This window comes from Pseudomonas sp. LD120 (assembly GCF_009861525.1).
GTDB lineage: Bacteria > Pseudomonadota > Gammaproteobacteria > Pseudomonadales > Pseudomonadaceae > Aquipseudomonas.
Genome location: NZ_WVHL01000005.1, coordinates 1,862,518 through 1,885,484, shown reverse-complemented (window position 1 = coordinate 1,885,484; position 22,967 = coordinate 1,862,518). Strand labels below are relative to the sequence as shown.

At 57.6% G+C, this 22,967-nt stretch carries 17 protein-coding genes and 2 pseudogenes; 8 read left to right on the top strand and 11 right to left on the bottom strand.

The genetic code is table 11. The annotated features are described in order from the left end of the window. The first annotated feature begins 218 nt into the window (after positions 1-218). Positions 219-491, top strand: coding sequence for a hypothetical protein (locus tag PLD_RS22945; protein ID WP_159896816.1), 273 nt, complete (start codon positions 219-221; stop codon positions 489-491). Positions 492-769: 278 nt separating this feature from the next. Here PLD_RS22945 and PLD_RS22940 read toward each other — a convergent pair whose 3' ends face one another. Both PLD_RS22940 and PLD_RS22935 read right to left on the bottom strand, forming a co-directional pair. After that, positions 770-1,750, bottom strand: coding sequence for an IS5 family transposase (locus PLD_RS22940; RefSeq protein WP_159896814.1), 981 nt, complete (start codon positions 1,748-1,750; stop codon positions 770-772). Between the two features lie 154 nt (positions 1,751-1,904). Further along, a pseudogene (locus tag PLD_RS22935) lies at positions 1,905-2,066 on the bottom strand (transposase); the annotation flags it as partial. An 85-nt stretch (positions 2,067-2,151) separates the two neighbouring features. On the opposite strand from PLD_RS22935, the gene tnpB reads away from it, so the two are divergent. The 3 genes from tnpB to PLD_RS31280 are packed head-to-tail and all read left to right on the top strand — an operon-like array spanning position 2,152 to position 4,341. Next, positions 2,152-2,511 carry an IS66 family insertion sequence element accessory protein TnpB gene (gene tnpB / locus PLD_RS22930; RefSeq protein WP_256674727.1) on the top strand — a complete coding sequence of 120 codons (360 nt, stop codon included), beginning with the start codon at positions 2,152-2,154 and terminating at the stop codon, positions 2,509-2,511. An 18-nt stretch (positions 2,512-2,529) separates the two neighbouring features. Continuing rightward, positions 2,530-4,062 (top strand): IS66 family transposase, encoded by a 1,533-nt coding sequence (locus tag PLD_RS22925; RefSeq protein ID WP_159896812.1) that lies wholly within the window; start codon positions 2,530-2,532, stop codon positions 4,060-4,062. 15 nt (positions 4,063-4,077) lie between these two features. After that, complete coding sequence (locus tag PLD_RS31280) at positions 4,078-4,341, top strand: SymE family type I addiction module toxin (protein WP_371929080.1); 264 nt, start codon at positions 4,078-4,080, stop codon at positions 4,339-4,341. Positions 4,342-4,368: 27 nt separating this feature from the next. On the opposite strand, the gene PLD_RS22915 is transcribed toward PLD_RS31280, so the two are convergent. The 5 genes from PLD_RS22915 to PLD_RS22895 all read right to left on the bottom strand — a co-directional run bounded on the left by PLD_RS22915 (position 4,369) and on the right by PLD_RS22895 (position 15,731). Further along, a complete protein-coding gene (locus PLD_RS22915) occupies positions 4,369-4,740 on the bottom strand; it encodes a hypothetical protein (protein ID WP_159896808.1) in 372 nt (123 codons plus the stop codon). A 1-nt stretch (position 4,741) separates the two neighbouring features. Beyond that, positions 4,742-5,095, bottom strand: coding sequence for a deaminase domain-containing protein (locus tag PLD_RS22910; RefSeq protein WP_256674726.1), 354 nt, complete (start codon positions 5,093-5,095; stop codon positions 4,742-4,744). 181 nt (positions 5,096-5,276) lie between these two features. After that, the gene (locus tag PLD_RS22905; RefSeq protein ID WP_159896804.1) at positions 5,277-5,729 is read right to left on the bottom strand and encodes a hypothetical protein; all 453 of its coding nucleotides are present in this window, start codon (positions 5,727-5,729) and stop codon (positions 5,277-5,279) included. 3 nt (positions 5,730-5,732) lie between these two features. Further along, the gene (locus tag PLD_RS22900) at positions 5,733-13,958 is read right to left on the bottom strand and encodes a DUF637 domain-containing protein (RefSeq protein ID WP_256674724.1); all 8,226 of its coding nucleotides are present in this window, start codon (positions 13,956-13,958) and stop codon (positions 5,733-5,735) included. Positions 13,959-13,985: 27 nt separating this feature from the next. Then, entirely contained in the window at positions 13,986-15,731 is a 1,746-nt protein-coding gene (locus tag PLD_RS22895) for a ShlB/FhaC/HecB family hemolysin secretion/activation protein (RefSeq protein WP_159896802.1), read from the bottom strand. A gap of 320 nt (positions 15,732-16,051) precedes the next feature. On the opposite strand from PLD_RS22895, the pseudogene PLD_RS22890 reads away from it, so the two are divergent. Continuing rightward, positions 16,052-16,350: pseudogene (locus PLD_RS22890) on the top strand (type II toxin-antitoxin system RelE/ParE family toxin). Beyond that, positions 16,347-16,655, top strand: a complete 309-nt coding sequence (locus tag PLD_RS22885) for an addiction module antidote protein (protein WP_103741196.1) — start codon at positions 16,347-16,349, stop codon at positions 16,653-16,655. Before PLD_RS22890 ends, PLD_RS22885 begins: the two are co-directional and overlap by 4 nt. A gap of 86 nt (positions 16,656-16,741) precedes the next feature. Here PLD_RS22885 and PLD_RS22880 read toward each other — a convergent pair whose 3' ends face one another. After that, positions 16,742-18,082 carry a DEAD/DEAH box helicase gene (locus PLD_RS22880; RefSeq protein ID WP_159896800.1) on the bottom strand — a complete coding sequence of 447 codons (1,341 nt, stop codon included), beginning with the start codon at positions 18,080-18,082 and terminating at the stop codon, positions 16,742-16,744. A 193-nt stretch (positions 18,083-18,275) separates the two neighbouring features. Between PLD_RS22880 and PLD_RS22875 the strand changes: the two genes are divergently transcribed. Further along, positions 18,276-19,574 (top strand): mechanosensitive ion channel family protein, encoded by a 1,299-nt coding sequence (locus tag PLD_RS22875; protein ID WP_159896797.1) that lies wholly within the window; start codon positions 18,276-18,278, stop codon positions 19,572-19,574. Between the two features lie 191 nt (positions 19,575-19,765). Here the strand turns inward: PLD_RS22875 and PLD_RS22870 are convergent, their stop codons facing one another. From PLD_RS22870 to PLD_RS22860, 3 genes are all read right to left on the bottom strand, one after another. After that, complete coding sequence (locus PLD_RS22870) at positions 19,766-20,629, bottom strand: carboxylate/amino acid/amine transporter (protein WP_159896795.1); 864 nt, start codon at positions 20,627-20,629, stop codon at positions 19,766-19,768. A gap of 271 nt (positions 20,630-20,900) precedes the next feature. Next, the gene (locus PLD_RS22865; RefSeq protein WP_159896793.1) at positions 20,901-21,500 is read right to left on the bottom strand and encodes an FMN-dependent NADH-azoreductase; all 600 of its coding nucleotides are present in this window, start codon (positions 21,498-21,500) and stop codon (positions 20,901-20,903) included. Between the two features lie 159 nt (positions 21,501-21,659). After that, entirely contained in the window at positions 21,660-21,974 is a 315-nt protein-coding gene (locus tag PLD_RS22860; protein ID WP_159896791.1) for a 3-phosphoglycerate kinase, read from the bottom strand. 49 nt (positions 21,975-22,023) lie between these two features. On the opposite strand from PLD_RS22860, the gene PLD_RS22855 reads away from it, so the two are divergent. After that, positions 22,024-22,947 (top strand): LysR family transcriptional regulator, encoded by a 924-nt coding sequence (locus PLD_RS22855; protein WP_159896789.1) that lies wholly within the window; start codon positions 22,024-22,026, stop codon positions 22,945-22,947. Positions 22,948-22,967: the final 20 nt, after the last annotated feature.

Below are 22,967 nucleotides of genomic sequence, written 5' to 3'. Positions count from 1 at the left end.
AGCGGCGGCATTGTAAGCCAGGAAAATCGCAGCGGACCGGCTCGAAAAATACTCTCGGCAAATTAGGAATTGCCTTACGGCAGAAGCAGACGATCCAGTAGGAATGGGGCTTTAAGGACAGGGGGAGCGCTGGATATAGTCGAGGGGTCGTTGAAAGGACGACCGGGTTTGGCGACCTGATCTACAGAGTCCTCAGTCAAACTAAAGAGGCTCAATAAATGACGCGTTATCAAGCTATAACCGGCCACGACTGCAACATTCCCTCACTGCTGATCGATACCCAAGCCCCCATTGACGTCCTGCACGATGCAGCGGCGTATCGCATTCGCGCCGTGACTCAACTACTGGAAAACTTCGCGATTTGTGATGACGCGCCCAAAGGTGCAGTGGTTCTGCAGGAACTGTCGCTGGTGTGTAGCATTTTGCTGCGCGATGGGTGTGATTTGATGGATGTGGCAGGGCGACAGCAGCAAGAAAAATTGTCAATCTAAATCACAGTGGGCGGTGTTAAGCCGCCCAGTCTTTGTGTATTCAGCAATCTAAAACCTCCTGAAATTTCTGCCCTATCGTTCCGCAACCACTTTCAAATGACTGAGCAGCTAAATAAAAAGTTTAGCGATCTAGGGATGGTCTGAAGTAGCCATGCGTTTCTGACTGATTTCGGCCACCGCCGATTTTGAAAGTGGCGAGTCGATCCAAAACGCTGAGATCACTCACCCATCCCTGTTTTTTAGCCGCCGCGAGCACCTCGCGGCGGCAACTTCCCACATTACAGGTGCACCTCTCCTGCATGGCTCAGTAAATGTCGGCGAGCCATCCACAGATTCGACAGCGCAAACAGCGTCACCAACTGTGCCGTGTTCTTGGTCAGGCCACGGAAACGTGTCTTCACATAACCGAACTGGCGCTTGATCACCCGGAACGGGTGCTCGACCTTCGCTCTGACCTGCGCCTTGGCTTTTTCGATCTTGCGCTTGGCTTTGTACAGGACGCTGCGCTTGCCCAGTTTCTGGTAGGTGCTGCGCCGGGCGGCAATCTGCCAGATGACCTGGCGACCTTCATGCTCGGGGCGTTTTTCCACTCCGGTATAACCGGCATCGGCACAGACTACGTTTTCGTCGCCGTGCAGCAGCTTATCGACCTGCGTGACATCTGCCACATTGGCCGCCGTGCCCACCACGCTATGCACCAGGCCCGACTCGTCATCCACACCGATATGGGCCTTCATGCCGAAGTACCATTGATTGCCTTTCTTGGCCTGGTGCATTTCCGGGTCGCGTTTGCCGTCCTGGTTCTTGGTCGAACTCGGCGCATGAATCAGCGTGGCATCGACGATAGTGCCCTGGCGCAACGACAGGCCGCGATCACCCAGATAGCCATTGATCACGCCCAGAATTCCTGCCGCCAGTTCGTACTTTTCCAGCAGGCGACGGAAGTTGAGGATGGTGGTTTCGTCGGGAATGCGCTCCAGGCTCAGCCCCGCAAACTGACGCAGAATCGTAGTCTCGTACAGTGCTTCTTCCATCGTTGGATCGCTGTAGCCGAACCAGTTTTGCATCAGATGGACACGTAGCATCGCCATCAGCGGATAGGCCGGACGACCACCATCACCCTTCGGGTAGTGCCGCTCGATCAGAGCAATCAAACCCTTCCACGGCACCACCCGATCCATCTCGATCAGGAACAACTCTTTACGGGTCTGCTTGCGTTTGCCGGCGTACTCGGCATCGGCGAAAGTCATTTGCTTCATCGGGAAACTCGGCGGGTGGAATCTGGGTATTTTGCCTAAGGATTCTCCGAACAAGTTACCCACCAGCCGCAAATGGACGGCTTGGAGATGCCGAAACCCCGATTTTCAGCCGCTGATTATTGGAAAACCAAGGCATAGCCTTGGTTTTCTGCCCTCACGGGCGCACCTCTCCCGCAGCAGGCAATAATTGCCGGCGCACCATCCACAGATTCGACAGCGCGAACAGTGTGGTCAATTGCGCCGTATTCTTGGCCAGGCCACGGAAGCGGGTCTTCACATAACCGAACTGACGCTTGATCACCCGAAACGGATGCTCGTATGCGCCCCATAAAGCCCACATTCCAAGTTGAAATCTGATGCTCGAAGCTGTGCTCCTCAACTCTTTCAGGAGCCAGTACCTCATGATGCGACCCGATGCAAAAGTGGAAAAAGTCTACCTCTACCCCAAGCCCGTAGACTTTCGAAAATCCATAGACGGTCTGACCGCGCTGGTAGAGCTGGACATCAAAGTCGCCGTGTTCGATCCGGTACTTTTTGTCTTCCTCAACAAAGCCCGTAACCGCATCAAAGTGTTGTATTGGGAGCGCAACGGCTTCTGTCTTTGGCTCAAACGCCTTGAATCCGAACGGTTCAAAACCTCCCCTGACGACACGAATGAAGCCATTGTCCTGACGGTTCAGGAACTGAACTGGTTACTCGACGGTTTTGATCTGTGGTGCAACCGGCCACATCAGGTTTTGACGCCGCGATTTGTCGCATAGTTGGATATAATCCGGGCCATGATTTCCATGCCCGACGACCTCCCTGATGATCCGGTTCTGCTCAAGCAAATGCTTGTGCAGATGCTCAGTGAGCGTCAGGTGGACAAAGACCAGATTGTTGACCTGAAAGAGCAGATCAAACTATGGCGTAAACGTTTTTTCGGGCGTAAGTCAGAGCAAACCGTCGATCCGCAGACGCCGCAGCTCGTGCTCTTTAATGAACCCGAAAGCTTTGCGGTTCCGGTCTCCGGCACCTCTGACGAAGAAGTCGTTGCCCCGACTAAACGCCGAGGTAAACGTAAACCACTATCAGCCGATCTGCCTCGGATCGAGGTCATCCACGAACTACCCGAACACGAACTGACTTGCGGCTGCGGTTGCCGCAAACACGCCATCGGCGAAGAAACCAGCGAACAGCTAGAGATCGTGCCGATGCAGATCCGCGTGATCAAACATATCCGCAAAGTCTACGGCTGCCGGGGCTGCGAAGCAGCCCCGGTCACGGCTGACAAACCTACGCAACTGATCGAAAAGAGCATGGCCAGTCCGAATGTGTTGGCGATGCTGCTGACCACCAAGTACGTCGATGGTCTGCCGCTGCACCGCTTCGAAAAAGTCCTCGCTCGCCACGGTGTCGAGATCCCTCGGCAAACTCTGGCTCGCTGGGTGATCCAGTGCAGCGAACACTTCCAGCCACTGCTGAATTTGATGCGTGACCGCCTGCTGGAAAGTCCGGTCATCCACTGCGATGAAACCCGTGTCCAGGTGTTGAAAGAGCCGGATCGAGATCCGACCAGCCAATCCTGGATGTGGGTGCAAGCCAGCGGCCCGCCAGATCGTAAAGTCGTGTTGTTTGACTACACGTCCAGTCGTGCGCAGGAGGTGCCGTTACGGCTGCTGGAAAGTTATCGCGGTTATGTCATGACCGACGACTACGCCGGCTATAACGCGTTGGCGTTGCAATCGGGTGTGGAGCGCTTGGCGTGCATGGCCCATGCACGACGCAAGTTCGTGGACGCGCAAAAAGTGCAGCCCAAGGGTAAAACCGGACGGGCCGATATCGCACTGACGATGATCAACAAGCTGTACGGGATCGAGCGTGAACTTAAGGAAGCCGATGATGAACAGCGGTTTATCGTTCGCCAGGAAAAGAGCCTGCCGATCTTGGGGCAGCTGAAAGTCTGGTTGGATAAAACCCAATCCCAGGTGACGCCGCAAAGTGCATTAGGCAAGGCGGTGCATTATCTGGCGAATAACTGGAGCCGACTGGAGCGTTATGTCGAAGCGGGTTATTTGCCCATCGACAACAACACGGCCGAAAGAGCGATCAAGCCGTTTGTCATCGGGCGCAAGGCCTGGTTGTTCAGCGATACCGTCAATGGCGCCAGTGCTAGCGCGAAGATCTACAGCCTGGTCGAGACCGCCAAGGTCAACGGCCAAGAGCCTTATACGTGGCTACGCGACGTACTAGAGCGGCTGCCGCATGCCTCGTCAGTAAAGGACTACGAGGCGCTACTGCCGTGGAACTGCTCGCCCGAAATGCCACAGTAAACCGTTGACCCACTGTTGGGCAGGTGGGGTTTATGGATCGCATACCGTGGAACTGCTCGCCGCAGATGCCACGGTAGACCGTTGCTCCACCACTGGGTAGGTGGGGTTTATGGATCGCATACCTTCTATCCGCCACTGGGCGATGCCGAGAATCCGCAACACCGTCTTGTCCCCTGGCTTCGACTCCGTGGGCACTGGTTGCAACAGGCGGGGCTTGAGGTCAATCAGAAGATTAGAATCGAGGTCAGTAAGAATCGGTTAGTGATTACGGCGGAGTGAAAAATCCCCCGGCCACGCCGGGGGATTTCAAATAATACTTAAAACCTCAAGATCATGCTTAAACTCTTCCAGTTCATCTGAAGGGACATTTTCAAGCATCTTAGCTAAATCATTTTCCGAAAGCAGATTAAATATACGCTTCTTATGATATTCAACTTGACTCGGATACCAACACGACAAAACCAAACTAACAACTTCCAGCATTAGATACTCAAGCGGCGAATCAAAACTACCATCTCCGCCCGAATATCCGTCATAAATATCTGACGAAATTTGTTCTAAACTCCATCCACTCCCATCTCGCCCCGCGATCAAAGGACCATGATCTCTGCATCCATCCCAATAGTTTTCTAAAATCCAACTTTTTATTTCAGAATAAGAAACTCGACACTTTTCCATATCACTGTTTTACCTTAAGCGGACGCATAACCACACCATTGTTATCTAGAACATCAATTCGAATATTTGGATATTTAACCTTAAACTGCTCAACCACACCTAAGCAACTACTACATGCAGGGCGCTCTGTAAATATAGTGACCGTACCTTTCGCATTGAAATTGTTACCAAGCTTTTGGGCAAGTCCATCCAGAATTTTTGCTTCTGAATCCCCGGCTCTCGGTATTAATACTCCAGATTTATTAGGGACACTTTGAGTTTGGAACAAACCACTTCCTTCGCCGACAATTCCTTGTGCCTGTTGTGCTGGAGTAGGGTTATTAATTCTACTGTGCGCGGCCATCTGAGAAGGCAAACCGTCAATCTTATATCAGCAACAGCCATATTCCCCTCACCTTTAGCTTAGAAGGCAGTGTTGTTCGAATATCAGCGATTTTTTGAGCCAGCGGAGCGGTATCAATTACCTTGCCAGTTCCTTTTGCAGCTACCCCCCTCACCACCAACAACGTTCTATAAATCGCTCTTAAAAACCATACTCAAACCTTAGAAACAGCCAGCATATAAGCATCTTGAGCCGAGTACTCTACATCTAAATCCACAGCCATTAACGCTTCAATAAATTCATCCGGCGGCTTATATCCATGTACTTCTATATAGTGAACTATCATCGTAGGGGAGGCAAAATACCCATCAGCACAAGCATACGGCACCCAAATCTCAGAGCTACCAATGTATATTTTCTTACTACCTACAGAGACCTCAATATTTCGCTCGCCGCATAAATTACACGGATGAATACCTCGTATCTTATTTACATGAGCATCAAATACAGCAGAGCCAGCTATCAGCTGATGCAGCTTATCAACAACAGCCTTTGGAACATCACCTCGTTCAAAATAGTGCCTTGAATCTATCCAACCGACATTCTTTACACTAGGTAGCCCACCACTTAAATAGTAAGAATAATCACTCAAATCCTTAAAATACATAAATCACCTCACGAATTCTGTACATGCAGCCCATTGTACACACCCTGCGTAGGACTTTAGCAATTCAGAAAGCGATGTGCGCTGTTCCACCGTTGATGAGTTTTTCAAAATCACCAGATTTGTAGGCGCACTAAGAGAGTAATTAAGAACTTTAGCACCGGGCAACCAAGTTGCCATGCCTTCAATATCGTTAGCAATACGAGGATTTTTTAACCCTGCTGCGAATAATCCCTCCCAATCACCACGCTCGATAAATTGCCCAGTTGCGTCTGTGATACGAATGCCCTCTCGGGGCAAAGTTATAGCTGTTCCTTCAGGAACAATAGTTTCCCCGACTCCATATCTGTACTGACCATGACCAGCATATGCGGTACCAGTTCCTCCCTCAAGAACCCCACCAGCATAGTCGTGTCCCGCAGCGCTCCCGAGAGACCTCTCCTTCCCAAGTAGGTTACCCGTGACTTTCAGGCCTGCCGCTTCCCCTCCAACAATTACACTTCGACCAAATAATGCACCCAATAGCTTCCCTAACCAAGTAGCCGGTACGGGAGCTAAACTTCCCATAGTAGTTACATCGCTAATAGCCTTTCGATTTAATGCATCATTCCAGCGAATAGTCTCTAGATCAGACGTGTCAGCATTGCCGCCTAGGGATACGCATGAAGCATCTCCACATGAAAAAAAACGGGGACTAAAAGCTTCGTCTCCCACCATAACAGGTAAACGATAGCCACCATCACCATCTAATACATGCCCAGAAAGCCGATCACGCCTCTCATCACTAATACTAGGAGATTTGCTCCAGTCTGTATTTGGACTCGAAGGAAAATTCGCCCAACTGTATGCGTTTGTTTGCTCATTTATATAAGCAACGATATTCAGATCAAGTTTGGCAAAATCTTGAAAATACTGACCATTCCCCAATGGCAACCACTTACCCGACTCATCATACCGTCCCTCCTTAGTCGCAACAGTATCGGTTCCAGGGCCGATATCAGTACCATTTACACTAGACAGGCGCAGTTGATCTTCAATCTGTTCAGCTGAGTACTTACCGCCACTCCGAGCCGCCAAACGCTTCGCTAACTTTTTTTCATCTGGATGTAGTTGGCGGTTATATGCGGTGGCATTTTTAGCTATCCACCCTCCTTTTTCTATAGATTTTGCATCTGCGTCCTTCTGGCTAGCAGCAGCCAAAACTCCTACGATTTGCGAGCTCATACCCAATAGTACTTTGTCATCTTGGACAAGAAGATTGAGATGTTCGATCAGGGCTTCATTGGCCCCAGCTGCCAATGCCCCGGTCTTGAAGTCACCACCAGTCGCTTGCGAGAGCAGTCCTCCCACCATCGCGTGAATAGCGATTTTCGGCAGGGTGCCATCCTTGATCCCCCATTTTTTGGTGTAATCCCCAACAGCGTTAAAACTCGCAGCCGCCAAAGTGTTGAACAAGGCACTTTTCAGAGCATCACTTGCACTGCCGCCCTGCCCCAACGCTTTGCTCAACAGCATGGAGGTACCGCTCTGCAGTGTTTGGCTCGCAGCAAATTGCCCAACACCTGTCCAAGTGCTGAGGTTCGGCCCAATAACCTGATTCGTTACTGGGTTGGTGTAAGTACCTGTCCACTCATTGAAATAACCAGACGTCAGCCCCGCAGTAACTCCGGAGACCACATACCCTTTCATTGCATTCGAAGAGGTCACATCCTTAAATACCGCCCCAAGATTTCCACCATTGTTGATAAAGCTAACGGTTGCATTAGTCGCAGCGCCTGTAGCGATAGCTCCCGCACCCGACACCAGCATTCCAGCGGTTCCCGAACTCATGGTCCCCGCAGCAACCGCTCCACCGGTGGCCGTCCCCATAGCTCCCATGGCCATAGGCCCAACCACCGCCGCCATCACAATCGCAATAATGATCTGCGAAGCCGGCCCCAACCCGGAGTTGCTGTACTTGTAGGAGTCGTGGATCTCCTTCACCAGCCGCCAATCAACATCGCCGCGTTTCTCGGCCTCCTTGAGCCATGCCAGTTGCGGGTCGGCCTTGACCATCGCGTCGATGCTCTGGCTGACGGTTTGCTGGTTGACCTGCCTCACATCGATCTTCAGGCCATCAACGGCCTTGATCACGATATTGCCGGCCGCCACCATCTGGGTCTGGCGCAGGGTTTCGTCGGTATTGCCCTTGCCTTTGGAGGACACCCAGAAAGAGTTGTTATTGGTCTTCTCGTGGCTTTCCTGGTGCAGGTCCTTCACCCCTTCGAAGGTGATGGCGCCACCGCTATCCAGAGTGATGTCCTTGCCGCTCTCCAGCTTGGCAACCTGATACCTCTGGTCACCGTCGCTCTTGAGGGTCAGGTCGCCTCCGGTCTTGATCTCGCTCCCCACATTTGTCACATGGGTCACTTCATCGCGGCGGGTCTGCAACTTGCCGAAACTGCCTTTCTTTTTCTTGTCGTAGAGCGAATAGTCGCTGTCCTGTGCCGCGAGCAGATCCAGTTGCCCACCCGCTACCAGATAAGCCTCATCTCCAGCATTGATCCGGCTGGATATCAGCGTCATGTCCTTACCGGCACTGAACACCACATCACCGGCCGCCGTCACGTTACTGGCGATCTGCTTGACGTGATCCTCTTGCACCGTGAGTTTCTTGGACTTGGAGTAGGCATGGCGTTCGTCAGCCGCAGAACTCAAGGTCAGGTTCTCGGCGGCCTTCATGCTGATATCCCGCTCAGTATTGATGTCACCCGCAACCACCGTGACATCGCGGCCAGCCTGAACCGAAACGTCCCTCCCGGCACTGACGCTTGCACTGTACTGAGTAGTGTTGCTGCTGTTGCGGTTGATGCCGCGATCCAGACTATTGGTGGCCTGCGCGGAAACGATATTCACGTCCCGACTGGCGTTCAGTATCACGTCACGCCCACTTTGCAGTGCGCCGCCGATGTTGTTGATGTCACGGCCCGCCGAAATTGTCAGGTCGTTGGCCGCCTCGACGCGAGCCGAGCTGTCGACGTAGTCGTTGCGGACCAGGTCTTTCCCATAGGCAATCTGTGATGAAGTGACCGTGCGCTCGTTCGTTACATCGCCTGTTTGCGCCGTTAACGTCACGTCCTTACCAGCAATTACGCCGCCCGACTTGTTGGTGAGGTTCTTGCTGGCCAACAGATCAAGTCGCCCCCCTGCCTGCACCAGCCCACTACTGACCATGTCCTGGCCCGCGATGGCGGACAGATTGCTGGTGGCCTTCAACGTACCGGCGTTAGTCAGATTCTTGCCGGCAATCATCGTCATATCAGTGCCTTGAATCAGCGCACCATTAGGTGCCAGCCGATTATTGGCATGCGCCATATACAACACCGGCACCAGTACCTTTTCGCCATTCACTTCATGCTCTTCAAGCCACACGATGTCATGAGTCAATGCCGCGACCTGTTGCGATGTCAGAGTCACACCCACGGCGAGATTGAGTTCATTCTTGCTGGCGATGGCGTTGTTCATCAGGTACTTGAACTGATCCTCATTGGAGGTCTGTCCTTCGATGAAGGCTCGACCGGTGCGAGCGACCACGGCTTGCTGTACCAGGCGTTGTTCGTAGAGCCCATCACCGAGGCGCTTGGCGCTGGTATCAGGGTCGTAGCCAAGGCGTGTGAGCAAGTAGTCCGAACTCATGAATTGCTTGAGGTCGGTGAGTGCGGGGTTGGTTTCGATCAGGTACTTGGGCGGCTTGACCGCCGTCACGCTGTTGGGGATGCCTTGCACGCCCGCAATGTGGCTGACGGCCGCACCCGAGGTGTCCTGGGCGTTGAGTCGGAACAAGCCATTTTGGCCCACCGGCAGGCTGAAGCCCGGCAACGCGGTTGGATCTACTTGCAGTTGGGCCAGGTCGGGCGGCAGCTGGCGGTTGAGCAACAGGGTTGAGGGTTCGATGACGCTGAACACGCTGGTATTGGCTGAACGCTCGCTGACGGCGGTGGTGGTTTTCTGAACCACGATCGAGCTGATGTCATTGGAGGCGCTAAGCTTTTGCGTACCCCCTGCCTGGATGATGGCTGGGGCTGCCGCCTTACCGTCAGCCTGAACGACTACAGGATCGTTGATGCCGTAGAACAGGGTCGGGTTGAACTTTGCAACCAACTCACCAAAAGCTACCGGGTCGAACGGACCAGAGCTGGGATGCTGCTGGTTATACCGGTGCACATCACTCATCAATTGGTAGAAGCTCTGCCCCGAGATCCAGTTACCGGCCCCCACCTCACGACCGGATGTGCCCGACACGGAAAGAGCTGCCTGGTTAGTGATGTTAGTGCTGCTGATAGCCAGATCGTTTGCCGCCGACAGCAGGCTGTATTGGTTGAGGACGCTTTCACTGTTAACCGTGAGGTTGTGCCCGGCCATGAAGGTGGCCATCGGTGAGTCTTCGCTCACAGTGCTTTCAACGGTTTTGTAGATGAACACCGGGCCACGCACACGCGGACTTCTAGGGCCATCGCAATGCTGCACGCAGGACATGGTCATGTAGCCGCCGGTGACCCGTTGCTCCATGCTGAATTTGTCGCGCTGGTTAGCGAAGTTTGCGGCATCGACGTTGATATCACCGCCGGCTTCGATGCTGCCGGAACGGTTCTCCAGGCGTTGGGCTGAGCTGCCCGGCGCCCTACCAGTGACGAGGAGATTGCCGATGCTGTAGATGTCGGCGTAGCGGTTTGTGATGCTGCCCGCTTGAAGGCTCATATTCCGACCGCTGAATATGAAGCCTCGGCTGCCGTCTTCCACTTGATCGTTGAGGATTGTCTCAGCGTTGATGACGAGGTCTTGCGCGGCGGCCAGGGCCCCGTAGTTGGCGAGGCTCGTGGTGGTGACAGCCATATCGCTGCCAGAGGTCAGGCGGCCGAAGTTGTTCAACTGGCCGATGACGTTGATATCGGTTTTACCGCCGCCCTTGATGCTGGCGGTGGCGCCAAGGTCCAGCTGAGCGGCCGCCATTTTAAGCTCGGCCAGGCTGCTTATCCGACCGCTGCCAGAGTAGGCGCCCGTCAACGTCAAGCCCAGCGTTCCGTCGCTGCCGATCACACCATCATTGACCCAGGTGTCGCCTGTGCCGATAAACGCCGTCGACGCCAACAATTGCCCGGTGGCGGTTTGTGTGAAGTTCGTAACATTGACGTTGAGCGTGCCGGCCTGAATAACCCCGCTGTTGGTCCAGCTGTCGGCATCCAGGGTTAGGTCACCGCCCGTGGTGAAGCTGCCACCGGCGTTCATTACATCAGTGCTGGCCACACCAAAATTGCCTTTGCCGGCATGCACGATATTGCCGCCAGCGTTCAGCAAACTGCCGGTCGAGAGGCTGATATCGTTGTTTGCCGTTTCCAGCATGCCGCTCTGGTTATTCAACCGCCCACCAATCTGGAAGCGAGTGATGCCGCTGTTGCCGAGTGCGCGCAATTTGCCGGTCTGGTTGTCAATGCTGGCGGCAGTGATGGTGAGGGTACTGTTGCTTTCGATAATGCCGAGTCGGTTGTTCAACTCACCGTCGAGGGTCAGGTCGATGTTCTGGCCGGTGATCTGGCCATCGTTATCGCCGCTGTTGTCGAAGTTGTGGCCTGTAACGCTCACGCCTTGCTTGGCGTAGAGCCCGCCGTTACGGTTATCGAAGTCAGCGGTTCGGGTGTCGATCAGCGCGTCGCCGTCTTGTGCAGCGATGCGGCCGCCGTAGTTGCTAATGCCCGCCAGGGCACGTACATCCAGAGACCGGGCCTGGATCGTGCCGCCTTTGTTGTCGAGGTCATAACCGTTTTTGAGCACGCCAGTAATGCGCGCAGTAAAGGCGTTTTGCAGGCTGGACAATGTGCCGCCACGGTTGTCGACGTGATCGGCCGTGACGCTCAGCTCGCCGTCTTGAGCGATGATCTTGCCGTCGTGGTTGTCGACATCGCCGCTGGTTTTTAGCTCGAGTGCGGTTTGGCTTTGTAGAGTGCCTTTGCTGTTTTCTACGCGCGAGCCGTGCAGGTTGAGGCTGGCGTTCTTGCTGTAGATCAGGCCGTCATTATCGTTTTGCACCACACCGCTGGCGGTCAGCAGCAATCGACCATTGGCGGCAACAGTGCCGCCATTGCGGTTATCCAGGCCGCCGGTGAGCAGGGTCATCATGCTCTGGCTGGCCAATTGGCCGCCCTGGTTATTGACCTGATCGGCGCCTTTCAGCAGCAGGTCCCCAACGCTGGCGAATGTGCCGTTGGTGTTGGTCAGAGTAGCCAGCAAATCGAGGGTAGCTGCGTCGTTGGTGGCGATGCTGCCGTCGGTGTTGTCCAGATCGGTACCGGTGACGGTCAGGCCAAGTTGGGAGTTGATGGTGCCGCTGACGTTGCGCAGGGTCGTGGCGGTGATAACCAGCGACTCTGCGCTGTCGATCTGGCCCTTGTCGCTGTTATCCAGCACGCCGCTGACGGTGAGTGTCTGCCCTGCTCCGCTGGACAGGCTGCCCTGGCGGTTATCGATATTGGCAGCGCTGACCGTCAGCGCCGTCTTACTGACCAGCGCACCACCCTTGCTGTTGTTCAGGTCGCCACTGAGCTGGACGCTGACTTCGCCGTTGAGGCTGGAGAGCTTGCCGTGACTACTGTTGTCGAGCTTGCCACCTTTGACTTCAAGGCCCTGCAATCCAGAGATCAGGCCCAGTCGGTTCAGTACCTGATCAGCTTTGATGGTGAGTGTTTGTTCGCCGATCAAGCTGCCGTTATCGCTGTTGTTGAGGGTGCCGCCAGTCAGCCGGATACCGGTCTTGCTGGCGATTTCACCGCCACGGTTGTCCAGGTCTGAGCCGACAATGCGCAGGTTGCCTTGGCTATAAACTTTGCCTTGTGTATTGAGAAGATTATCTACGCTGATGCGGGCCGTATCGGCGCTGAGGACCTTGCCGCCATTGCGGTTATCCAGCGTTCCCGCAGTAATTTTCGCAGCACGTTGTGCACTGAGCGTACCGCCACTGTTATCCAGGGTTTGATCTACCAAAACACGCACATCGCGGCTAGCAACCACACTGCCGTTGTTACGCATGTTTTGGGCGCGGATCTTGATATCGCCCGTGGTATTGCGGGTGTTGTCGTCGTTGACACCTGCTTCGACGATGGCGTTATTGCTCAACTGCCCCTGGGTGCCCACTTGGATCTGATCACGAGCCGCGATGTTTTGCTGAATGTTCAGCGTATCGCGGGTCTGCACGTTGACGTTGCTGCCGTAGACCGTGCCTTGCAGGTCGGCGCTGGTGGCCTTGACGTTCACTGCACCGTTGGCGGCGATTTGGGCAACGTTCAGTTTGCCGTTGACGTCGATCTGGATATCGTCAGCGCTGGCAGCCATGTTGCCGTCGAGCTTGACCCCGACCCCAGCCTCAGTACCCACCAGCTTGATCGCCCCGGCGTACATGCCGCCCAGCGCGCTGCTGTCGATGGCCAGTTGCGGTGCATCCGCCGGGTTGGCGGTGCGTGCCGTGGCGTTCAAGGTCTTGGCGTCGACATCGTTGGCCCCGGCGATCACCGCCAGGTGCTTGGCCTGGATCTCGGCGTTGATCTTGGCGCTGCGGGTGATGATTTCGAACTGGTCGATATTGCTCGCGTTGAGCCCCGCACCTTCGATGGCGACGCTGCCCTGGTCCACCTGGTAACGCTGGAGCTGGCCGTTCTCGATCACCGGTTTGCCGGTGGTCAGGGTGGCTTTCGGGGTGTTGATGAAGCCGCAGCCGTTGCAGGTCACGCCATAGGGGTTGGCGACGATGACATGGGCCGATTGCCCGGCCACTTCGGTGTAACCCTTGAGCTGGCTGGGGCTGCCGCCGTTGACCTCGTTGAGGATCACATTGGCCGCGCGACCACCCAGGTTGGAGTTGCCGAGGATGATACCGCCCAGTTGGGTTGGCTGGGTGCGGTTGGTGGCGTTGTTGAGGATCACGCCCTGCTGGCCGACGTTATAGTCGCTGAACTTGTTATGGGACAGCCCGCTGCCATTGGGGGCTGCGATGTTGACGATGGGCACGCCATTGCCGGCCTGACCCAGTGTGGTGCCGCTGCCGTTGACCACGATGCCGTCGGCCATCGCCACCACCGGCTGCCAGAACATCATGTTGGCCAGGATGAACGCCAGTCCACGTTTCGGCAGGCCCCAGAAGGAGTCGCGCGATTGCAGGGCAGCCGAAGGTTGACGAACCAGAAAGGCAAACTGACGAGCGTCCATGTCATGTATCTCGGGTAAAGAGCGGAATTAAAGGAACAGGTCCAAACGGAAATAGATCGGGGCTTCGCGTTCACTCAGGGCTTCGGGCCGTTCGAGGGAATGAGCAAAGGTCACGCTGGCGGCAAGGTGCTTGCCGCGGGCAAAGAACTCGATGGAGTCGCTGGAGACCCGGCCATGCTGCTCGGCGTTGTAGCGGTCGTTGCGAATCGCGCCGAGGTCATAGCCCAGCCCCGTGCCGTACTCGGCGAAGGCCGGGCGCAGCCAGTTCCAGGTCACCGGGCGACTCCAGCGCAGGTCGTTGCGCCAGTAGTAGCCGCTGTCGCCATTGAGGCTCTGGTCCTTGTAGCCACGGATCGAGGACTGGCTGCCCAGGCTCATGCGTTGCGAGCTGAACAGCACATCCTCGCTGCGCTGGCCGGTGACCAGGCTGCTGAACACCAGGGCCTCGTCCCACAGTTTGAACGGCTGCAGGTAGCTGACGGTGGCGGTGTACTTGCGGTAGCGGGCGTTGGCCTGGCGCTTGCCCGTTGTGTCGTCGCGTTCCTTCTGGCGCTGGGCGTCGAAGGCGCCGATGCCGTCCTGCAGGCCCAGGTCGAGGTTGACGAAGGCGCCGCCGATGCGCCGGCCGTGGTTGATGCCGAACTGCGCTTCGCTGAGGCGATTGCTGCTGTTACTGAGCTTGCTGTCTTCGATGTAGTTGTTGGTGCGCAGGTAAGTCAGGCCGCTGTTGAGCGAGGTCTTGCTCACGGCGTCGCGGTGGATCACTCGCTCCAGGCGCAGTTGGTGGTTCTGGCTGTCGCCGGTCTGCTTGAAGTTGAAACCCACCGCCTGGGCCAGGGAGCGGTATTCGCTCTGGCTGTAGCTGTAGCTGAGGTTCCACCAGCCAAACGGCAGGTTGTAGTAGAGCATGGCGTTGCGCGAGGTTTTCTGGTGGTCGCTGACGGCGTCGTGGCCGCCGCGCAACACCAACTGATCCGCCAGGCCCAGGGGGCTGTCCCATTCGAAAGAGCTGCCCCACTGCTGCTCGCCGGTGCTCTTCTGGCCCTCGTTGCTGCGTGACAGGCCGACGCGCCAGGGCTTCTGCGCATTGTTCTTGACCAGGACTTCGCTGCCGCCCACGGCCTGCCCCGGGGCCAGCTCCATCTGCGCCTGATTCGACGGCAGGCGGTTGAGCTGGTCGACCATCTGCTCGATCTGCCGCAGGTTGAGCAGCTCACCGCTGCTGCCGGGAAAGGCCATGTTCAGTTCGCGGGCGCTGAGCTTGCTGCCCTCGGCGGCCTTGAGTCCTTCGAGCTTGCCCTCCACCACCAGCACTTGCAGGTGGCCGCTGGACAGGTCCTGTTGCGGCAGGTAGGCGCGGCTGGTGACCAGGCCCTTCTCGATGTAGCGGTTGGTGATGACCTTGAGCAGCTCGTTGAGCTGGGCCACCCCCAGGCACTGGCCGATGTAGGGCTTGAGCAGGCGCTCGCGTTCGCTGGCGGACAGCGACTCGGCACCTTTGAGCTGGATATCCTGAATCGGGAAGCAGCGGCTATCGCTGGGCGCGCTGGGCGGCACTGGCGCGGTGCTCTTGCCGGGCAGGTCCTTGAGTTCTTCGAGACGCCGCTGCTGTTCTTCCAGCAGGCGGTTCTGCCGGTCGCGAATCAGGTCCTGGTCGCCGGGGTTGAAGGTCGGTGCGGGCAAGGGGGCGGCAACAGCCATGTGCACGGTGCCGGCCAGCAGCAGGCAGGACAGGGCACAGCACAGCCTCATCCCGAGGGTGGGGATAGACATATTCGGTCCTTCGAAAGGGCAGCAAGGGTCAACACAGGGCGAGTGATGTTAATTCGCCACTATCTTGGCGTCAAATAAGCGCTGAACGCCCCGACAAACTGCGTATTCCCGCATAATCCGGGCACTGGAGCGGGTGCCGATACTAGATAGACCCCGGTAAGCGACACATCAGACGCTTCTGAATCTTCAGGAAAGTTTTCTTGGCGGCGGGCTGTTGATCGACCAGCAACCCAAGGAACTGGCCCACACCGAGAAAAAGCCCGAGTCGAGTCCGCGCTACCCCTCTTGCCAAAACGTATCCAAATGGATACGTTTGCTGCATGAAATATCTCATCCAGCAAACCCAGTCCTTTGCCAGATGGCACTCATCGCTGAAGGACTTGTGCGCAAAAATCTCCATTGCCCGCCGCATCGATCGCCCGCAACAGGCAATCTGGGGGATGTGAAATCCGTGGGAGAAGGTATTTCGGAACTGCGCGTGGACGTGGGTCCCGGGTATCGGCTGTACTTCACCCTGCGTGGCGGCGCGATCATTGTGTTGCTGGCAGGCGGGGACAAATCCTCTCAAGACGCGGACATTCGCCGGGCAAAGATATTGGCAAAGGACCTTTCAACATGACCCAGATATTGACCCACTTCGACATGGCCGAGTTGCTGGACAGCGACCAGGCCATCGCAGAATACCTGTCACAAGTGCTGGCCGACGGTGATACCGAGGAGTTTCTTCGAGCCATCGGCTACGTAGCCAAAGCTCGGGGCATGTCCCAGATTGCCCGGGATGCCGGGATGGGCCGGGAAAGCCTGTACAAGGCTTTTGCCCCGGGCTCAAAACCGCGATTCGACACCGTCTTGAAGGTCATTCATGCCTTGGGGATCGATCTGCAGGCCCAGCCAGGGCATGTGGAGAAACCCAAGGCCAGTTGAGCCATCGAGGCCCGGAGTAGCTCTGAAAGCCAGCCCAAAAAAACCCGGACCAAGTCCGGGTTTTTCGTTTACCGCTGGCGGCGGTTTTATTCAGCAGCCGGCGCCTGTGGCTTGCGGCGCTTGAGCGGCGCCAGACCGTCCTGGCTGACCAGGCTGTCGCTTTTCGGCCGGTTGGCGGTCTTGCGCTTGGTCGGGGCCTTGGCCACGGACTTTTTCTTGTCGCCCTTGGCGTCGGTCTTTTTCTTCTTCACGCCAACGGCCTTGCCGGACGCCTTGACCTTTTTCGGGCCGCTGTAGGTGCCTTTGACTTCCTTGATGGTGCGGCGCTCGAAGCTCTGCTTGAGGTAGCGCTCGATGCTCGACATCAGGTTCCAGTCGCCGTGGCAGATCAACGAGATGGCCAGGCCATCGTTGCCAGCACGGCCAGTACGACCGATGCGGTGCACGTATTCGTCACCGCTGCGCGGCATGTCGAAGTTGATCACCAGGTCCAGGCCGTCGACGTCCAGGCCACGGGCGGCGACGTCGGTGGCCACGAGGATCTTGACCCCGCCCTGCTTCAGGCGGTCGATGGCCAGCTTGCGGTCCTTCTGGTCCTTCTCGCCGTGCAGGACGAAAGCCTTGTAATCCTGCGCCACCAGGCGGCCGTAGATGCGGTCGGCCATGGCCCGGGTGTTGGTGAAGACGATGGCCTTCTGGTAGGTCTCGTTGGCCAGCAGCCAGTTGACGATCTGTTCTTTGTGCTGGTTGTGGTCGGCGGTGATGATCTGCTGACGGGTGGTTTCGTTCAGCTGGCTGACACTGTTGAGTTGCAGGTGCTCAGGGTTGTTGAGGACCTTGGCAACCATTTCGCGTAGGCCGGAGCCGCCGGTGGTGGCGGAGAACAGCATGGTCTGCTGGCGGTTCGGGCATTCGTCCACCAGGCGCTGCACGTCTTCGGCAAAGCCCATGTCGAGCATGCGGTCGGCTTCGTCGAGCACCAGCACTTCGACTTCTTTGAGGTCCAGGTTGCCGGCGTTGAGCTGCTCCAGCATGCGCCCCGGGGTGCCGATGAGGATGTCCGGCACTTTGCGCAACATGGCAGCCTGAACCTTGAAGTCTTCACCGCCGGTGATCAGGCCGGACTTGATGAAGGTGAACTGGGAGAACCGCTCGACTTCTTTCAAGGTCTGCTGGGCCAGTTCCCGGGTTGGCAGCAGGATCAGGGTCTTGATGCTGACGCGGATCTTCGCCGGGCCGATCAGGCGATGGAGGATTGGCAGGACAAAGGCCGCGGTCTTACCGCTACCGGTCTGTGCCGTCACCCGCAGGTCACGCCCTTGCAGCGCGAGCGGAATAGCCGCTGCTTGCACCGGCGTCGGCTCGACAAATTTAAGCTCGGCCACGGCTTTGAGCAGGCGTTCGTGCAGGGCGAATTGGGAAAACACGGGTGCTACCTCGAAGATATGCAAAAAAACAGCTGCATAGGGTAACGGTTTCGAGCGCGAAGGCCGAGTTTCTTTGTGCAAACGGCGGTAAAGAGTTGTTTTTTTGTTAACCGATTTGTCCTTAAGCGTAACTTTCCCAGGGTTAAATGCTCTAATCGCTCTCTTGTACCTTATAGAAGAATCGTTTTAGCCCATGGATTTCAAACAGCTCTGGCTCAATACCCAGGATCTCTGGGGAGCCCTCGATCAACACCCGATGCTGCATACCGGCATTGCTCTGGCCTTATTACTGGTGATCGCCCTGGTGCTCGGGCGAGTGGCTCGCTACCTGATCCTGCACGGCGTCAGGCTACTGGGGCGCCAGCCGGCCCTGCATTGGCTCAATGACCTGCGCCACAACAAAGTGTTTCACCGCCTGGCGCAGATGACCCCGTCCCTGGTGATTCAGTTCGGCCTGCATCTGGTGCCCGAACTGAGCAAGACCGGCATGCTGTTCCTCAGCAACCTGGCCATGGCCTTCACCATCCTGTTCCAGCTCCTGGCCCTGAGCGCCCTGCTCAATGCCCTGCTGGACATCTACGCGCGCACCGAACACGCCCGTACCCGCTCGATCAAGGGCTACGTGCAACTGGCGAAAATGGTGCTGTACATATTTGGCGCGATCATCATCGTCGCCACTCTGATCGACCGCTCGCCGCTGTTGCTGCTGTCCGGTCTGGGTGCCATGTCGGCGGTGATCCTGTTGGTCTACAAGGATACCCTGCTGTCTTTCGTCGCCAGCGTGCAGTTGACCAGCAACGACATGCTGCGGGTCGGCGACTGGATCGAAATGCCTCAGGTCGGCGCCGACGGCGATGTAGTGGACATCACCCTGCACACGGTCAAGGTGCAAAACTTCGACAAGACCATTGTTTCCATTCCGACCTGGCGCTTGATGTCCGAATCGTTCAAGAACTGGCGCGGCATGCAGCAATCCGGCGGCCGGCGGATCAAGCGCAGCCTGTACATCGATGCCAGTGGCGTGCGTTTTTTGCATGACGCCGAGGAAGCGCGGCTGAGCAAGGTGCGCTTGCTCACCGACTACATCGGACGCAAGCAGACCGAGCTGAAAAGCTGGAACGAAGCTCAAGGCAATGTCGCCGAGCTGTCGGCCAATCGCCGGCGCATGACCAACCTGGGCACTTTCCGCGCCTATGCCCTGGCGTACCTGAAGAGCCATCCGGAGATCCAGCCGAACATGACCTGCATGGTGCGCCAGATGCAGACCACGGCCCAGGGCATTCCCCTGGAGATCTACTGCTTCACCCGCACCACCGACTGGCTCGATTACGAGCGGATCCAGGGGGATATCTTCGATTACCTGCTGGCGGTGATGCCGGAGTTCGGTCTGAACCTGTATCAGCAACCCTGCGGCACCGACCTGCGGGCCGGCTTGCTGCCCGCGGTGCTGGGCGCCAGCCATATTCCCCAGCCGGAGACACACGCACTTTAAGCGGTAGCCGCTGCCACAGGTTCGGGCCGCGTTCGGACGATCGGCCCCACAAGGGCCGTAAAACCTGTGTCCGCGGCTCGTCTGGTAAACACGGCGGCCGCCTAGCGAGTCCTGCGGACTTGGTCGCAGCCTTCGGCAGCGGCTACAACGAACCCAGCAGCGCCGCCAGCATCCGCCCCTGGATCGCTGCCTCAGCGAGTCGCCAGCACCGTAGAGCTGCGGCGGCTGATCCATACCGCCCCCAGAATCACCAACCCGCCCAGCAACAAGCGCCCCAGGTCTTCATGCTGGTTCCAGATCAGCAGGTTGACCAGCAGCCCCAGCGGCACATGCAAGTTGTTCATCACCGCCAGCGTGGCACCGTTCACCAGGCACGCGCCCTTGTTCCACCAGTACATCCCCAATGCCGTGGACACCAGCCCGAGAAACAGCAGCACCGCCCACTGCAGCGGCGCATCCGGAAGAAAGTGAGCCTTGCCGAACAGCAGGAACGCCGGCAGGACCACCAGCAGCGCCCCCAGGTAGAAGTAGCCGAAACGCCGGTAATGGGGATCGTCGCTGGGATGGCGCGCCACCAGCCGCTTGTACAGCACTTGCCCGGCGGCATAGGTGAAGTTGGCCAGTTGCAGCAGCAAAAAGCCCATGAAGAAGTCCGGGTTGACGCTGTCGTAGCGAATCACTACCGCGCCCGCCACCGCCACCAGCGCCGCCAGCAACCCCCAGGGATTGAAGCGCCGGTTCAGGGCGTCTTCGATCAGGGTCACGTGCAAGGGTGTGAGGATGGTGAACAACAGCACCTCCGGTACCGTCAGCACCCGGAAGCTCAGGTACAGGCACACGTAGGTGATGCCGAACTGCAGCGCGCCGATCAGCAGCATGCCGCGCATGAAGGCAGGCTCCACCCTACGCCAGCGGGTCAACGGAATGAACACCAGCCCCGCCAGCAGTACTCGCACCAGCACCGCGAAGTAACTGTCAACATGCCCGGCCAGGTATTCACCGATCAGGCTGAAGGAAAACGCCTGGATCAGGGTGACAAAAAGTAGATAGCCCATATGCGCCTCGTCTTGAATGGCGGCGACGATAAAGGTTTTGCGCCCGCAGATGAAATCACCGGACAAAAAAAAGCCCGATCTCGCTAGGCGTGCAATCGGGCGGCGGCACTGAAGGAGCAACCAGTGCAAAGGGAGGTTCGATGCGCGAACCAGCTTGAAGGGGATCCGCAAGGGCTACTTGAACATCAGGGGATTATCTGCGGATTAACGACGCTGATAGGCGCGTCGCGGATCAGCGCCAGCGCCGCGGCATCAGGTCGCGAGCCGAGGCTCAGGCGACCTGGGCCAGCTTGGCGTTGGCCTGGTTCAGGCCCTTCTCGTGGAAGTCGCCGCCCAGGTTCAGGCCTTCGGCGTGGATGAACTCAACGTCGTGGATACCGATGAAGCCCATGACCTGGCGCAGGTAGGGTTCCTGGTGATCGGCGCTGCTGCCGGCGTAGATGCCACCGCGAGCAGTGAGCACGTAGGCGCGCTTGCCGGTGAGCAGGCCTTGTGGACCGGTGTCGGTGTACTTGAAGGTCACCCCGGCACGCAGTACATGGTCTAGCCAGGCCTTGAGGGTGCTGGGAATGGCGAAGTTGTACATGGGCGCAGCCAGCACCAGAACGTCGGCGGCCAGCAACTCTTCGGTCAACTCATTGGAACGCTCAAGGGACTGCTGCTCGGCGGCACTGCGTTGCTCGGCGGGTTTCATCCAGCCCCCCAGCAGGTTGGCGTCCAGGTGCGGCACCGGGTGGCGGGCCAGGTCGCGGACCATGATCGAGTCGCCAGGGTGGGCGACCTGCCATTGCTGGATGAAACTCTGGGTCAGTTGCCGGGATACGGAATCTTGCTGGCGGGCGCTGCTTTCAATGATCAGGACGCGGGACATGGCTGAAGCCTCCATCGGGGTATGCGTAAGTCGATGGAGCGCAGATTAAACAGAGTGATATCGATGAAAAAGCGCAAATAACTGCTATAACCAATCAATAAATTCGTTTATAAGCGGAGCCGGCAATAGCACGATACGCCGTGCCACCCCCGGTTTCGCTCATTTGGCCTGGCAGCTCAGGTCCAGGCGTAACTTGATGATCTTGCGATTGAACTTGACAGTGACGTTCTTGCTCTTGCCAGCGACGACCTCCACTTTGCGGGTGCGCGGCGCCTCGGGGCCGTTGCGAAACACCACCGAGCACACGGCATCGGTGCTGCCGAAGTTGTTCAGTTCAATGGAGCCGATGTCCACATCGGTGTCGTACGCGGTGTAATCGATGCTCAACCCGTTCAACTGCTTCTGCACATCAATGGGATAGGCCCAGGCGCTCAAGGGCAACATAGCCAGCAACACACAACAGAATTTTCTCATTCGGCAGTCTCCAATAAGGAGCGCCAGCTTAGGACAAGAGGAGCCCCTCATGAAAGCGCCCCGCGTGACCCTGGATCAATGGCGCACTCTGCAGGCCGTGGTCGATCACGGCGGCTTCGCTCAAGCGGCGGAAGCCCTGCACCGCTCGCAATCCTCGGTCAGCTACACCGTGGCGCGCATGCAGGACCAGCTCGGCGTGCCGCTGCTGCGCATCGATGGCCGCAAGGCGGTGCTCACCGAGGCCGGCGGCGTGCTGCTGCGTCGCTCCCGGCAACTGGTCAAGCAGGCCAGCCAACTGGAAGACCTGGCCCACCACATGGAGCAAGGCTGGGAAGCCGAAGTGCGACTGGTGGTGGACGCCGCCTACCCCAACGCGCGCCTGGTGCGCGCCCTGACCGCCTTCATGCCGCAAAGCCGCGGCTGCCGCGTGCGCTTGCGCGAAGAAGTACTGTCCGGGGTCGAGGAGGTGCTGCTCGAAGGGGTGGCCGACCTGGCCATCAGCGGCTTCAACATTCCCGGCTACCTGGGCACCGAGATGAGTTCGGTGGAGTTCGTCGCCGTGGCCCACCCGGAACACCCCCTGCACCGCCTGCAACGGGAATTGCACTTCCAGGACCTGGAAAGCCAGTTGCAGGTGGTGATCCGCGACTCCGGCCGCCAGCAGCCGCGGGATGTGGGCTGGCTCGGCGCCGAACAACGCTGGACCGTGGGCAGCCTGGCCACCGCCGCGACCTTCGTCAGCAACGGCCTGGGCTTTGCCTGGCTGCCCCGGCACCTGATCGAACGGGAGCTGCGCGAAGGCCTGCTCAAGGTCCTGCCTCTGGACCAGGGCGGCAGTCGCCATCCGACCTTCTTCCTCTATTCCAACAAGGACAAACCCCTGGGCCCGGCCACGCAGATCCTCGTGGAACTGCTGCGCACCTTCGACACCGCGCCCCTGGACGCGCCCTTTGCCGCCCCCGAGCAAGCCTGACGCCCCCACCACCAGAACAG